The sequence below is a fragment of the Pseudomonas sp. AK106 genome (assembly GCF_053903055.1).
Genome location: NZ_CP096426.1, coordinates 1430956 through 1444510, shown reverse-complemented (window position 1 = coordinate 1444510; position 13555 = coordinate 1430956). Strand labels below are relative to the sequence as shown.

Here is a 13555-nt window from a genome sequence, read left to right as displayed (position 1 = left end):
CTACAGTCCCTTTCTGGCCGACATCGCGATGTTGAAGAACGAGCTTTTGTAGGACCGGCTTCAGCCGGGAAGACTGCGGCAGTGGCGAAGCAACTGCGTCGGATGTACCAGCCCCTTCCAGGCTTAAGGGGGTCCTACTAGATGCAGTTAATCAGGCGCTTGGGCGATAATTTCAAGGTAGGGCTATTGCTCCACCTTCAACCCGACCTTCAACAACTTCCCGTTGTCCTCGTCCGTCAGCACATACACGTACCCATCCGGCCCCTGTCGCACGTCGCGAATGCGGGACTTGAGCTCGCCGAGCAAACGCTCTTCGTGCACCACCTTGTCTTCCTTGAGCTCCAGACGGATCAGCTCCTCCGATGCCAGCGCGCCAATGAAGACGTTGTGGTCCCACGCCTTGAACGTGCTTGAGTCGTAGAACGCCATGCCGCTGATGCCTGGGGACTTCTCCCACACGTGGAAGGGGTTTTTCACGCCCTCCACTACCTTGCCCCTAGACTCGGAAATAGGCTCGCCGCTGTAGTCGATGCCGAAGGTCGAGATGGGCCAGCCATAATTGCCGGCGCGTTCGATGATGTTGATTTCGTCGCCTCCACGCGGGCCGTGCTCGTTGGTCCACAGCGTGCCGGTCCAGGGATTGAGTGCGGCGCCCTGTTGATTGCGGTGACCGTAGCTCCAGATTTCCGGCCGAACGTTTTTCTGGCCGACAAAGGGGTTGTCCTTGGGCACGGTGCCGTCGGGGTACAGGCGCACGACCTTGCCCTGAAGCTTGTCGAGGTCCTGAGCCGTGGCCCGTTCGTTGTTTTCGCCCAGGGCGATGAACATGTAGCCGTCGCGATCAAAGACAATGCGCGAGCCGAAGTGGTTGCCCACCGACAGTTTCGGCTGCTGCTGGAAAATACGCGTGAAGCCTTCCAGCTTGGTCATGTCCTCAGAGAGCCTTGCGCGCCCCGCCGCCGTACCGCCGGTTTTTCCGTCGCTCGCGGCCTCGGAGTATGTCAGGTACACCATGCGGTCCTTGGCGAAATCCGGAGACAGCTCGACGTCCAGCAAACCGCCCTGCCCTTGCACCCAGACCTTCGGCACGCCGGAGATCGGCGCCGACAGCTTGCCGTCAGGCATCACCCGACGCAGATTGCCCGTACGCTCGGTGACCAACATTCCTTGGGAGTTCGGCAGAAACGCCACCGCCCAGGGATGCTGCAACCCGCCGACGACCTCATCGACGGTCAGCGTGCCAGCCTCGCTCTGATAGGTCGCAGCAGTGGCCTGCACGGAGAGGCCCAATAATGCGGAGGCGCATAAGGTCGCCAGCAATGTCTTGCGGAGGGCGAGCTTGTAAAAAGGGGTGGCGCGCAACATAGGCGGTTCCTTCTGAAATGGAAGAGAGGCTGGCAGTGATTTCAGTTACTGCGGCGTTCGGTATCGCCGGAAGGCCGGGCGGGTTGCTGCCGGGTCGGATAACCGTTGCCGATGCCACCGTTTTCAAGGGTGGGCGGACGTGGCTGCGTCGGTCCGAGATTCGGGCCACCGACACGTGGCGCGATGGACTCGGTGCCCTGACCACTGTTGGGATTGGCACGGCGCACGGCGCCGTTATCGGGAACGTTGATCGAGCGGCTCGGGTAAGCGGCAGACGCCAGAAGCGGCGGCGAGTGCGCGGTGTGATCATCGGCCTGCGCCAGCCCGGCGGACAATAGTGCGCCGAGCAAGACGACGGCGAGGCGTCGCGGAAAACTGTTCATCATTTACCTTCTGTGGGATGGGTAACGATTCCGGTCTTTGATGGCGATCGAGCGCGTAGGTTCGCGCTGTCACGGTGGATGAGCAACGTGTAGGACCTTTCGCTTTGTAACAAGAATAGTCGCCGACCCGCCGGACCGTCCCATGCGCCGACAATTCGTCGTCCGCTGCACGATTCTTCCAGACCTGCCGTAAGCGGCGCGGTAACGTACTCAAGCTTGACCGCCTACCCAAACCCGCTACCCCTTCCGAGGCCCCGCGATGTCCGACCGCAACTGGATCGAGCTCAAGCAGGACGCCACGTCCGGCATCGAGACAGTGCGCGCGCATTTCGAGGGCCATGCCTACGATCCCCACTGGCACGACAGTTATCTGGTGGGCATCACCGAACAGGGTCTGCAGCAATTCAATTGCCGTCGGCAGCAGCACAACAGCACGCCGGGAAAAGTGTTCCTGCTCGAGCCGGGCGACATCCACGACGGCACGGCCCCGGAAGCGGGCGGCTTTACCTACCGCACGTTGTACCTGGACCCGCGCTGGCTGGACCGGGAGTTACGCGCGCAGTTTGAAGAAGCGCCGGACAACGCCCAGCTCAGCTTCGCGGCAACGCTGGCGGAAGACCCGCGCCTCGCCATCGCGACGGCCGACGCCTTCGAAGCGATGCACCACGACGAACTGCGCATCGTGCGCCAGACCGCACTGGACCACCTGCTGGCCAACCTGACCAGCCACTTGCGCTGGCGCACCTTGGTCGACCCCGATCCCCGCCTGCCGCTGGTGGCCCAGCGAGCGCGTGACTATCTGCACAGCCATTTGCAGCAGGACATTGGCCTGGACGATCTGGCGCAGGTGACCGGCGTCGATCGTTTCCGCCTGAGCCGCGCGTTCAAGGCCGCGTTCGGCCTGGCGCCCCATGCCTACCTGATCCAGCTGCGCCTGACCCGCGCCCGCCGTCTGCTGGCCCGGGGCGAGGCGCCTGTCAGCGTCGCGGCTGCCCTGGGTTTCGCGGATCAGAGCCATCTGGGCCGCTGGTTCCAGCGCGCCTATCGCATGACCCCGGCGGACTACCGCCGACGCTGCTCAATTGTTCCAGACTGACCGCCCACAGCGCGCCGATCATTGCTCCACGACCAATGACCGCCGAGTGGCCTTATGCAAACCCTCCTGCCCTTTCTGCTGTTCGCTTTCGTCGCGTCCATCACACCCGGCCCGACGAACATTCTGGTACTGACCAACAGCTCGCGCTACGGCCTGCTCCGCACGCTGCCGATTGTCCTAGGGGCCTGCGCCGGTGCGGCGTTGCTGGTGCTGATGGTCGGCACCGGGCTGGGCGATGTGCTGGCGCGTCATCGGCAAGTACAGACGCTCATGTCATGGGGCGGCATCGCCTGGATGACCTGGCTGGCGTGGCAGATTTTCAGCGCGCCCGCCGAAGCGATCGACCCGACGCAACGCCGCAGCGGCCCGACCCTGGGCCTGTGGGGCGCGGCGAGCCTGCAGTTGGTGAACCCGAAAACCTGGATGATGGCGCTGGCCGTGGTCAGCGTGTTCGCCGGCACCGACGCCGATCGCATGCTGCGGGTGATATGGCTGTCGCTGGCGTTCTTCCTGGTGTCGATCCCGTGCATGAGCGCCTGGGCCTGGCTGGGCGTCAGCGCCGCGACATTCTGCCGCTCGGCGCAGAGCATGAAGCGCTTCAATCAGGCGATGGCGGTGCTGTTGCTGGTATCGGCGTGGTTAACGTTGGTGGTGTGAAGGGTGAAAGGAACACTGGGTGTAGCTGATGGATCTGCTGATATGGGACTCGGCGGCACGCTTCGGTCATCGTCGATGCAACGGCGCGAATGTGCCTGCCGATGCACGAACCGTGGGAGCGAGCTTGCTCGCGAAGGCGGTCTGCCTGCGCTATCTCTCTCGCCTGCCCCACCGCATTCGTCAGCAAGCTGACTCCCACAGGTTCTGTACCTGACGCTGGAACACGGCCTCTTCGTGCAAGCTCACTCCCACCGAGACGGTGTTTGCTGCGTGACAGCGCGGCGAGACGACGACTTGAGTGGCCTCAAAGGCCCGGCAGACTTGCCGAGTTATTTGAGTCGAATATCAATCCCGTGGAAGTACCGCTGACTTACTCCCCAATGTCCTCATTCCACAGCTCGGGCTTGTCCGCGATGAACTGCTTCATCAGTCCGACGCACGTCTTGTCGTGCAGCACATTCACGTCCACGCCACGGGACTTGAGCAATTCCTCCTCACCCATGAACGTCTCGTGTTCGCCGACGATGATTTTGCGGATGCCGTACAGCAGGATCGCGCCACTGCACATCGCGCAGGGCGACAGGGTCGTGTAAAGCGTGGCTTCGCGATAAACGCGGGCGGGCTGGCGACCGGCGTTTTCGAAGGCGTCCATCTCGCCGTGCTTGATGGCGCTGCCTTCCTGGACGCGACGATTGTGGCCACGGCCGATGATCTTGCCGTCGTGGACGATGACCGAGCCGATCGGGATACCGCCTTCCTCCAGGCCCTTCTGCGCTTCATCAATGGCCGCTTGCATGAACGGGTCCATGGTCTCTCCTTTCCTTCGTGACGGGGATGATCGAAAAACGCTTCATAAAAACGCGCGCTCAAGGCTTGGCTTTTTTCAATGCGTTGTCCAGCGCGGTGGACACGTAAACCTTGAGCAGCTCGCTGGAGCGGTCCTTCATGTCAGCGCCAACATCGCGCTGCTTGTTGCGGAATGTGTTGGCGACGTCCGGCGCCGGGTCTGCGGCGTCCAGTGCCTTCAGCTCTTCAGGGCTGAAGGATGCGGCGTAGGCGGCCGCGAGGTTTCGGTCCCATTCCTGCTGATACTGCGGCTGCAGGCTTTGCAGTTCGTCCTGCACGATTTCCTGGGCCTTTGTACGGCCGACGGTCTCGACGATCGTGGCGAAGGTCACGGTATGGGACGCGACCTGATAACCCAGCCAGCCCAGGCTTTCGCCCAGATGCCGCTCCTGCACGAAGGTCAGCGCGGAATCCCCGGCCACGGGTGCGGGGGCGGTTTCGCCGGCCAATGCCACGCTCTGCAGGGCCATCACCCCCACTAAAGTCAGCCCGAGTGACGCCTTCATCATCGTCATTGCTGTCGATCTGCAATATCCCATGTCCTCTCCCGGCGACTTTTTATCGGTGATCAACGCTTTGATTGTCTGCTGGACGCTAACAGTTGAGGGGCGAGATATCCATCGGTGAGCGATCTCTGGCCGAACGATGCATACCTTGTGGGACCGGCTTTAGCCGGGATGAGGCCAGCGCGCACGCCGTGAGTTCTGCATTGAAACGCCTGACGCCTTCCCGGCTAAAGCCGGCCCTACGGGAATTGCGTATCTTGTGATTCTACTGCACGACCCAGCGCCCATTGCTGCGCGGTCATGCGGTAAATTCTCACGCCCTGTCGATGATACTGGCTGTGAACGAACCCGCCGAACCCGAGCTTCTGAATCACCTTCACCGACGCGAAATTGGCCGGTTGAACGATAGCGATCAGCGACGGCACCTGCAGTTCTTCAAAACCATAAGCCAGAGCGCTGCGCGCCGCTTCAGTGCCCAGGCCTTTCCCCCAGAACCCGGTGGCGAGCCGATAGCCGATCTCGATCTCGTCCTTCCCATCGAACCGCTCGGCATTGAGACCGCAGAAGCCGGCCAGGGTTGAGGTGGATTTTTCCACCACCGCCCACGGACCGAAGCCGCGCTCACGGTAGGAAATCCGGCACCAGTCGATGAACTCACCTGTCGCCTTTTCCGACAACACGCCCGCCACCGAATGACGCATTACCTCGGCATCGCCCAGAATCTGCGCCAGCGCCGGGGTGTCGTCAGGGGTGAGTTCGCGCAGGATCAGGCGTTCGGTATGAAGGGGAAGGCATAAAGGGTTCATGAAGCGTGACTCGTGCATGAACAGGGTTGCCTGTGGGACAAGCGGCAGCCCGCTTGCCCACAGCTTGAAGGGAAAGCGCTTACAGGCTGGCTTTCACCTTGCTGGCAACCTCAGCCGGTACCCAGGAAGACCAGACTTCCGGGTGATCCTTCAGGAAGCTTTTCGCCACAACGCTGGGCTCCTGGCGCTTCTCGCTCATCTCGCCCAAGGTCTTGTTCAACTGGTCGATGGGCAGGTCCACCTTCTCGAAGAAGCTCACCAGATCCGGGTACTGCTGACGGAACGGTTCCGACACGCCAATGGCCAGGTGCGCAGCGAGGGAGCTGGAGCCGATCGGGTTGGGATTGCTGGCGTCGGCGAGGGTTTTCCAGGCGGCTTCGTTGAATGGCGGCTCTTCCAGCTTGATCAGCTTGAAGCGACCCAGCAGCGGCGTCGGTGACCAGTAGTAGAACAACACCGGCTTGCCACGGCGGATCGAAGACGCGACTTCAGCATCCAGCGCCGCGCCCGACCCGGTGCGGAAGTTCACGTAGCTGTCGTTGAGCTTGTAGGCCTTGAGCTTCTGAGTGTTGACGATCTCTGACGTCCAGCCGGTCGGGCTGTTGAGAAAGCGGCCCTTGTCCGGGTATTCCGGGTCCTTGAACACGTCTTTGTATTTGGGCAGGTCCGACACCGATTTCAGGTCAGGGGCCAGCGGTTTGATGCCCCGCTCCGGGTCGCCCTTGATGACGAATTCCGGCACCCACCAGCCTTCGGTTGCGCCTTTGACGATGTTACCCAGACCGTGAACCTTGCCTTCGGCCTCCGCCTTGACCCACGCCGGGCTGCGTCCGGCCCATTCTTCGCCGATCACCTGAATGTCGTTCTTCGCCAGCGCCGCTTCCAGACTCACCGTGCTGCCGGGCAACTTATCGGTGGGATAGCCGTAGCCTTTTTCCACGATGGTGCGCAGGATTTCGGTGATCAGGCTGCCGCTCTCCCAGGTGATATCGCCGAAATGAATCGGCGCGGTTTTTTCTGCGCCGTACGCCGAGCCCGTCAGGGCAGCCAGTGCCAGCAGCGAGCCGCCCAGCAGTTTTTTGATTGGTGTCATGGATGTCTCTCGTCGCTCGGGGATGGGAGGAGCTCAATCGGTTTGGCACAGTTGGCCGGGCACAGCACACGCTTTATTCCAGACAAGCGCGGCGGCAACAGGTTTCAGCCTGATCCATGTAGTCGCTCACCGAACGCTGCGAAATGCCCAGCTGCGCGGCAATTTCAGAATAGGTCAGCCCGACGCGACGGGAGAGCACAAAGGTTGATTTGATCTTCGCAGGCAGGCGGTCAAGGCGGCGATCCAGACGGTCAAGGATTTGCAGCGTAGCGGCGTGGCTTTCTACAGATGCACAAGGAACAGCATCTTCCAGGGCCAATCCCGCCAGATAATCGCGCTCCTGATCACGCCGCCGCCAGCGCTCATACACCCGTCGCTGGGCAATGGTGGTCAGCAGCGCGCGTGGGTCGCGAATCGGCACAACGTTGGGCGAGGCCAATAGTTGCAGGAAGGTTTCGGACGCGACGTCTTCAGCGCTCTGCTCGGAGTCGAGCAGCCGACGCAGGCGCAGGCATAGCCACGAGTGGTGCTGCACAAACAGTTCGCCGAGGTATTGGCGATGCATCATATCGGCGCCAGCCATAAGACATCCCCTGCCCTGAAATTTTTATCATCGGGACTTTCCGAGTGGGCATGCTAGCAAGCGCGGTTATGCAGTAAAAATACTTAAAAGTGTTCTTTATAGACCATCGGGGAATAACTAGAGCGAAGCCAGGCCTTGTGATACCGCCTGCTGCCGGTAATCCAGCAACACCTGATAATCCTCCACGCTCGCAGACATTACCTCGCTGATCGCCAACACGTTGGCGACATCCGGGAGTTCAGTCAGCGCCTGATTCATTACCTCGCGGATGACATCACCCTCGGCGCCGAGGCGCGTGATGTACGGCAGGCACGGCCCCTCCGCCGTTCGAGCAATCACTTTCACGCCGGCGACCTCCTCGCTACCGTCGCGCGCCAAATAATCGAAGGTCACGCTGTCGATGGCGGCCAGATCGCCGTCACCCGCTTTGATCGCAGCGAGGCTGCTGCGGTGGCCGCCGGTGAGCGTCACATCAGCAAAGAACGCCCCGTTTTGTTGAAGCGGCGCCAGGGCGTGGCGGAACAGGTTCATGCCGGAATTGGAATCCCGTGAATTCAGCAGGCCATGACTGCCCCTGAATTCGACGAGTGCCTGACGCAGATCGTCCTCGCGGGCGATCAACAGGCTGCAGTGGTTGCCATTGGCGCTGTGGGGCAGCTGATAAACAGGCCGCCCGACCACCTGTACCTTGCCCTGCAATTCAGTCATCAGCGGATAACCGCAGGTTTGCGTCAGCAGCAACTGCGGCGACAGCCACAGCGCTTTCAGGTCCAGAGCCTGCGCATCGAGACGCTCCACGCCAAGGATTTCCACTGTTCGTTTCAGCCACTGCTCTTGCGCCTGCCGAATGCGCGGCGGCGCGACGTACATCAACAGTTCGGCGAAGCCTTGGGGCATGTTCGGTGTTCCTCATCAGACCTGGGGTTTCAGACATAGGGTTTCAAACATGGGGATGTTGCGGGCTGTCGATAGGATTGAAGCTGTGGCGACGAAAGAGTTCCGCGTAACCGGCCACCAGAAAACCGCCGCTGCGTGCCAGCCATTGCTCGCGCCGCGCCCGATACACGACGGGCATGTGATACCACGACAAGCCAGGCAAGTCGTGGTGGACGAGGTGCAGATTCAGATTCAGGAACAGCCAGGCCCACGGCCACGACGCCTCATTAATGACAGTGCGCTCCTGAGGTTGCACGCCAGGACGGTGCTCGTAATAGGAGCGAACCATCGACACCGCCAGCGCCGGCACGCTGCAAAAAATCAGGTAATGCAGGGCCGAGATCGCGGCGTAATGCTCGATGAATAGGAACATCAGCACCAGCAATCCACCATGGGTCGACCACATCGCCCAGGCCTGACGCTCGCCACGCAGCAATCGACGGGTTTCGCCGACGATCAGACTGCTCAGCGCCAACGGCACGCCAAACACCAGACGCCCGGGCGGGGTCTTGTCGAGCCAGCGCAGCGCACGCATCAGCATGCCGGTCTGCTTCCATTCCAACTGGCTTAGGTAGCGGCTTTCCGGGTCGCGACCGGGAACGGTGAGGTCTTCATCGCAGTGGTGCTGCATATGAGTGTCGCGATACAGCGTGTACGGGTACCAGACCGCGAATGGCGCGTAACCGAGCACCTTGTTCAGTCGCAACGAACGCGTCGGGTGGCCGTGCAGCACCTCATGTTGCACCGACATCCACAGCACCAGCATCGGGACCATCAACAGCGTGGTCGGCCAAACGCCCAGCTGCGGGCTGGCAACCAGCAACGTCGGCCAGCCTGCGAATACGCCGATCAGCAGTAACCAGGTCGGCCATTCCGTGCGGCCTGTAAAGCTTGCGCGCAGGCGCTTGATCTCTTCGCGCTGCGCGTCGTCCAGGTAGTGGGGCATTGCCGGTTCCTGCATTCGGGCTGATAACCGGTTGTGCAACGAGGCAGGAAAAACTTGTAGATCGATTGGTTATGACGGTAGAACGATGCGCTGAATCCACCCTCAAGCCGACGCCTGCCGCACATGCCCGACATCCAGTTTTCAACCCTTCCCGACGTGCAGCGCCCGTTGCTGGAGAAGTTCTACCGCGCCCATCGATCGTCCATGCGCGCCAGGGGCGAGGCGCAGGTGTGGGTGGCGCGCCAGCCGGGCATTATCGGCGCCCTGTGCCTGACGCCGGTCGCTGGCGGGCACTGGTTGACCGGGCTGTTTATCGCGCCAGCCGAGCGCGGGCGAGGTGTCGCGGCGGGCTTGATCGCGGCCGCGCTGACGTCGGTTGAAGGCAATGTCTGGTTGTGCTGTGAGCCTGAACTCGGCGGGTTCTATCAGCGACGCGGCTTCACGGGGGTTGAGGATCTGCCTCAGGAACTGGCCGCACGGCTGGCACGTTATCGACAGACCAAATCGTTGATCTCGCTTGTTCGATGTGCCGATTGATCGGCGGATGCTGCTGGCAGGCTTAGAACCTTTCCTGCGGTGGACCAAACCAAACGTGCCATCCGAGGCCCGGCCTCGCGTGCTAGCCTCGCCGGTCATTTCTCGATCAAGCAGGATGCACATGAACCCGGCGCTTATGGTTTTCTCTCTCGCGGCACTTTCGGCGACGGGCCTGGCAGCGGCGGCAACCGCTGCACCTGATTCCACCGTCAGCCACGAGCAGTTCGCGACCGTCCTCAGCGGCGACTGGCGCGTGCCGCAAAATACGGCCCGCGATCAATACCGTCACCCCGAGCAAACCCTGACATTTTTTGACCTGCGCCCTGATCAGACGATTATCGAAATCACGCCGGGCAACGGCTGGTACAGCGAACTGCTGGCGCCGCTGCTCAGAGATAATGGCCATTACGTGGCAGCCATCGTCGACCCTGCCACCAGCGATGACGCGAAAAAATCCGCCGACGGCCTGAAGCAGAAATACGCGGCCGACCCAGCGCATTACGGCAAGGTCGAGGTCGTGGCCTACGCGCCCCGGGTGCCGGTCTTCGGTAAGCCAGGCTCAGCCGACAGCGTGCTGACCTTCCGCAACGTGCACAACTGGGTCGACGCCGGCAACGAAGCGGCGACGTTCAAAGCGTTTTATGAGGTATTGAAAACGGGCGGGACGCTGGGCGTGGTCGACCACCGGGCCAAACCCGGCACCACGGCCAGGGACAACGCACAAAACGGATACCTGCCGACGGATTACGTAATCGAACTGGCGCAGAACGCGGGTTTCACACTGGCTGGCCAGAGCGAAATCAATGCCAACCCCAAGGACACCAAAGACTACCCCGACGGCGTCTGGACACTGCCGCCGGCGTTGGTCAAAGGTGAGCAGGACAAGTCGAAGTTTCTGGCGATCGGCGAGTCCGACCGCATGACGCTGCGGTTCATCAAGCCAGGGAAATAATATGAGCTGCAGAGAATCTCAGCCGAATGTGCTCGCCCTGATAACGCTGAACAACCTGTGGAAGCGAGGTTGTTTACGATGCCGCTGCGAAACCTGTGGGAGTGAGCTTGCTCACGAAAGCGCTCGCTCAGCCGCCGGATGTTTAGCGGATGTACCGGCCTCTTCGTGAGCAAGCTCACTCACACACAGGTACTCATCTGCCCCAGGATCTTGTTGAATCCCGAAGTCATCATTCGTCCGCGTTCGGGTCCATCCCCGGGAACAGCACTTCGATGAATCCAAAGCGGCTGAAGTCGGTAATGCGTGACGGATACAGACGGCCTATCAGGTGATCACACTCGTGCTGGACGACCCGCGCATGAAAACCGCGGGCTTCACGCTGAATGAGCTTGCCGTCCGGGTCGAAACCCTCGTAGCGGATGTGCTCGTAGCGATCGACCACGCCACGAAGGCCCGGCACCGACAGGCAGCCTTCCCAACCCTCTTCCAGGGTTTGCTCCAGCGGGGTGATCAGCGGATTGAGGAGGATGGTCTGAGGGACCGCCTCGGCATCCGGATAACGATCGCTGCTCTCGAAACCGAAGATCACCAACTGCAGGTCAATGCCGATCTGCGGCGCGGCCAAGCCGACACCGCCGACGCTTTCCATGGTTTCGAACATGTCCTCGATGAGTGTCTTCAGCTCACGGGAGCCGAACATCGACTCGGGGACAGGTGGCGCGATGCGCAGCAAGCGCTCGTCGCCCATTTTCAGAATTTCGCGAATCATTGCGGGCCCTCTGCAACGGGCAGAGGCGCCATCAGAGGGCGCCGTCTGCCTTGAGCGTTATCAGAACTTGTCGGTCTTCAGCACCGGCGGCGTTGGCGTGTAGTCATGGTCATGGGTGTGATCGCGGCCGAGACCCGAGACATGCTGCTTGAGGTGCACCGTATTAAAGTCGGCCGTACCATCGCGCTCGCCTTCTTCCTTCTCACCCTTCTCCTTGCCTTCGGCGGACATGTGCTCGATCACCGCGTTCATCTCAGCGCCCAGCAATAACACCGCCGCCGAAATGTAGAAATACAGCAGCAACACGATGATCGCACCGATGCTGCCGTACATCGCGTTGTAGTCGGCGAAGGTTTTGACGTAGTAGGCAAAGCCCAGCGACGCGACGATCCACACCACGACCGCGAGCACCGAGCCCGGGGTAATGAAGCGGAAGCTCTGCTTAACATCGGGCATGACGTAATACATGATCGCCACCGCGACCATCAGTAGGATGATGATCAGCGGCCAGCGCAGAACCGTCCACAGCGTGACGATGAAATCTTCCATGCCAATCTGCGCGGCGAGCCAGTTCATGACCACCGGGCCGGTGACCATCAGCGCGGCAACCGTGAGCAACATGCCGGCGATGCCGATGGTGTAGAACACCGACAGCGGGATGCGCTTCCAGGCCGGGCGCGCTTCGACCACGTCATACGCGGCGTTCATGGCGCTCATCATCAGCCGCACGCCAGCCGAGGCGGTCCATAGCGCGATGACGATACCGATCGACAGCAAACCGCCCTTGGACTGTTGCAACTGGTCAATGACCGGGTTGACCTGGTCAAGGGCCTGGGGCGGCAGGACCAGTTCCGATTGCAGTCGCAGCCAGCTGAAAAAGTCCGGCAGGTGCAGGAAGCCGATCAGGGCAATGAGGAAGAGCAGGAACGGGAACAGCGAAAACAGCATCTGGTAGGCCAGTGCCGAGGCGTAGGTCGACATCTCGTCATCGAGAAACTCTTTGACCGTTCTGACCAACACTGTCTTGATGCTGAGCTGGCGCAAGTCCGGGAATATCATGGCGTCTCCTTTCGCGACACAGATGTAGCCGAAGCACGATTATTGATTCAAGCGTATCTACAAGCGGTATGCATACGAGCGGGCAATGGCGTTGAAATTCCGTCAGTTACCCGAACGGGCTGGCTTTTTACAGGGTGCCCGGGGTGTTGGCTACATTTGATGTGTTTCAGGCGGTCGGTGACGCAAATGATAACGGCCATCAGAGGATGGCCGTTACGGTGTCGCAAATCAGGTCGCCTGGAGCCATTGGGCTCAGGGCGCAAGGGATTTAGACCTTGTCGACGCCTTTTTTCACAGCGTCTTTGGCTTCGCCAACAGTCTGTTGGGCTTCGCCCTTGATTTCTTGCGCTTTGCCTTCGGCACGCAGTTTGTCGTTGTCGGTCACTTTGCCGACGCCCTGCTTGACGTTGCCTACTGCTTCGTTAGCCATGCCTTTGACTTTATCGCCGGTGCTGCTCATAGGGTTCACTCCAGGGTGGAAATAGGATGTCATTAACTCGACACTAGAACTGACCGGAGCGGTGAATCAGAGGTTCAATTAATTCGCGACTGGATTGATTGGGCGTCGTAGGCTTGGGTTTTTAATGCGTCTGGGGGATATGTGGTTTGCTTAGGTCCTGCCTAACGGCAGAACGTTTTGCCTTCGGCGAGTTACTTGGAAAAGCACCCCAAGTAACCAAGGGTGCTTGCTCCTGGCTAGGTTCCTCCTCCGTCGGAATACCCTCACTCCGACGACGCTCCGTGGGCCCGCGCCGAACGGACATCCATGTCCTGACGGCGCTCTCGCCGCATCCATGCGGCTCGGCCCACTGCGCATCGTCTGCGTTCGGCCTGCGCCCAAGTCGCGTTTGGTGGTGTCTGGACTTTATGCGTACGAAGATCAAGAGCAGATCAAAAGCGCGCTAAGCAGATCAAGGGCTTCCCGGCTGAAGCCGGTCCTACAGCGGGCGGCACCGGTGCCACTGGCTGCGAGCGTTGCTTTTAGTAGGACCGGCTTTAGCCGGGAAGAGGCCCGTTCAGG

The 13555-nt window shown here is 60.9% G+C and carries 16 protein-coding genes; 4 read left to right on the top strand and 12 right to left on the bottom strand.

Annotation, left to right across the window (positions count from 1 at the left end):
• Positions 1 to 183 precede the first annotated feature (183 nt).
• Both M1E04_RS06580 and M1E04_RS06575 read right to left on the bottom strand, forming a co-directional pair.
• Complete coding sequence (locus M1E04_RS06580) at positions 184 to 1365, bottom strand: PQQ-dependent sugar dehydrogenase (RefSeq protein WP_456292594.1); 1182 nt, start codon at positions 1363 to 1365, stop codon at positions 184 to 186.
• A gap of 41 nt (positions 1366 to 1406) precedes the next feature.
• The gene (locus tag M1E04_RS06575) at positions 1407 to 1748 is read right to left on the bottom strand and encodes a hypothetical protein (protein WP_456292593.1); all 342 of its coding nucleotides are present in this window, start codon (positions 1746 to 1748) and stop codon (positions 1407 to 1409) included.
• Between the two features lie 259 nt (positions 1749 to 2007).
• Between M1E04_RS06575 and M1E04_RS06570 the strand changes: the two genes are divergently transcribed.
• Positions 2008 to 2844: an AraC family ligand binding domain-containing protein gene (locus tag M1E04_RS06570; RefSeq protein WP_456292592.1), complete on the top strand. Its 837-nt coding sequence runs from the start codon at positions 2008 to 2010 to the stop codon at positions 2842 to 2844.
• Between the two features lie 54 nt (positions 2845 to 2898).
• Positions 2899 to 3501 (top strand): LysE family translocator, encoded by a 603-nt coding sequence (locus tag M1E04_RS06565; RefSeq protein ID WP_065992724.1) that lies wholly within the window; start codon positions 2899 to 2901, stop codon positions 3499 to 3501.
• Between the two features lie 370 nt (positions 3502 to 3871).
• Here M1E04_RS06565 and M1E04_RS06560 read toward each other — a convergent pair whose 3' ends face one another.
• From M1E04_RS06560 to M1E04_RS06530, 7 genes are all read right to left on the bottom strand, one after another.
• The gene (locus M1E04_RS06560; protein WP_456292591.1) at positions 3872 to 4309 is read right to left on the bottom strand and encodes a nucleoside deaminase; all 438 of its coding nucleotides are present in this window, start codon (positions 4307 to 4309) and stop codon (positions 3872 to 3874) included.
• Between the two features lie 58 nt (positions 4310 to 4367).
• Positions 4368 to 4862: a hypothetical protein gene (locus tag M1E04_RS06555; RefSeq protein WP_456292590.1), complete on the bottom strand. Its 495-nt coding sequence runs from the start codon at positions 4860 to 4862 to the stop codon at positions 4368 to 4370.
• A 230-nt stretch (positions 4863 to 5092) separates the two neighbouring features.
• Positions 5093 to 5659, bottom strand: coding sequence for a GNAT family N-acetyltransferase (locus tag M1E04_RS06550; protein WP_456292589.1), 567 nt, complete (start codon positions 5657 to 5659; stop codon positions 5093 to 5095).
• 79 nt (positions 5660 to 5738) lie between these two features.
• Complete coding sequence (locus M1E04_RS06545) at positions 5739 to 6752, bottom strand: ABC transporter substrate-binding protein (RefSeq protein ID WP_456292588.1); 1014 nt, start codon at positions 6750 to 6752, stop codon at positions 5739 to 5741.
• Between the two features lie 73 nt (positions 6753 to 6825).
• Entirely contained in the window at positions 6826 to 7335 is a 510-nt protein-coding gene (locus M1E04_RS06540) for a sigma-70 family RNA polymerase sigma factor (protein ID WP_456292587.1), read from the bottom strand.
• 117 nt (positions 7336 to 7452) lie between these two features.
• Complete coding sequence (locus M1E04_RS06535) at positions 7453 to 8232, bottom strand: phosphate/phosphite/phosphonate ABC transporter substrate-binding protein (RefSeq protein WP_456292586.1); 780 nt, start codon at positions 8230 to 8232, stop codon at positions 7453 to 7455.
• 43 nt (positions 8233 to 8275) lie between these two features.
• Complete coding sequence (locus tag M1E04_RS06530) at positions 8276 to 9217, bottom strand: fatty acid desaturase (RefSeq protein WP_456292585.1); 942 nt, start codon at positions 9215 to 9217, stop codon at positions 8276 to 8278.
• 123 nt (positions 9218 to 9340) lie between these two features.
• On the opposite strand from M1E04_RS06530, the gene M1E04_RS06525 reads away from it, so the two are divergent.
• Both M1E04_RS06525 and M1E04_RS06520 read left to right on the top strand, forming a co-directional pair.
• Positions 9341 to 9754 (top strand): GNAT family N-acetyltransferase, encoded by a 414-nt coding sequence (locus M1E04_RS06525; RefSeq protein ID WP_456292584.1) that lies wholly within the window; start codon positions 9341 to 9343, stop codon positions 9752 to 9754.
• A 136-nt stretch (positions 9755 to 9890) separates the two neighbouring features.
• Positions 9891 to 10706 (top strand): class I SAM-dependent methyltransferase, encoded by an 816-nt coding sequence (locus M1E04_RS06520; protein ID WP_456293152.1) that lies wholly within the window; start codon positions 9891 to 9893, stop codon positions 10704 to 10706.
• A gap of 229 nt (positions 10707 to 10935) precedes the next feature.
• Here the strand turns inward: M1E04_RS06520 and def are convergent, their stop codons facing one another.
• The 3 genes from def to M1E04_RS06505 form a co-directional block, all read right to left on the bottom strand.
• Positions 10936 to 11475 (bottom strand): peptide deformylase, encoded by a 540-nt coding sequence (def, locus tag M1E04_RS06515; protein ID WP_065992704.1) that lies wholly within the window; start codon positions 11473 to 11475, stop codon positions 10936 to 10938.
• A 60-nt stretch (positions 11476 to 11535) separates the two neighbouring features.
• Entirely contained in the window at positions 11536 to 12534 is a 999-nt protein-coding gene (locus tag M1E04_RS06510; RefSeq protein WP_065992702.1) for a YihY/virulence factor BrkB family protein, read from the bottom strand.
• 268 nt (positions 12535 to 12802) lie between these two features.
• Entirely contained in the window at positions 12803 to 12994 is a 192-nt protein-coding gene (locus M1E04_RS06505; RefSeq protein ID WP_065992700.1) for a CsbD family protein, read from the bottom strand.
• Positions 12995 to 13555: the final 561 nt, after the last annotated feature.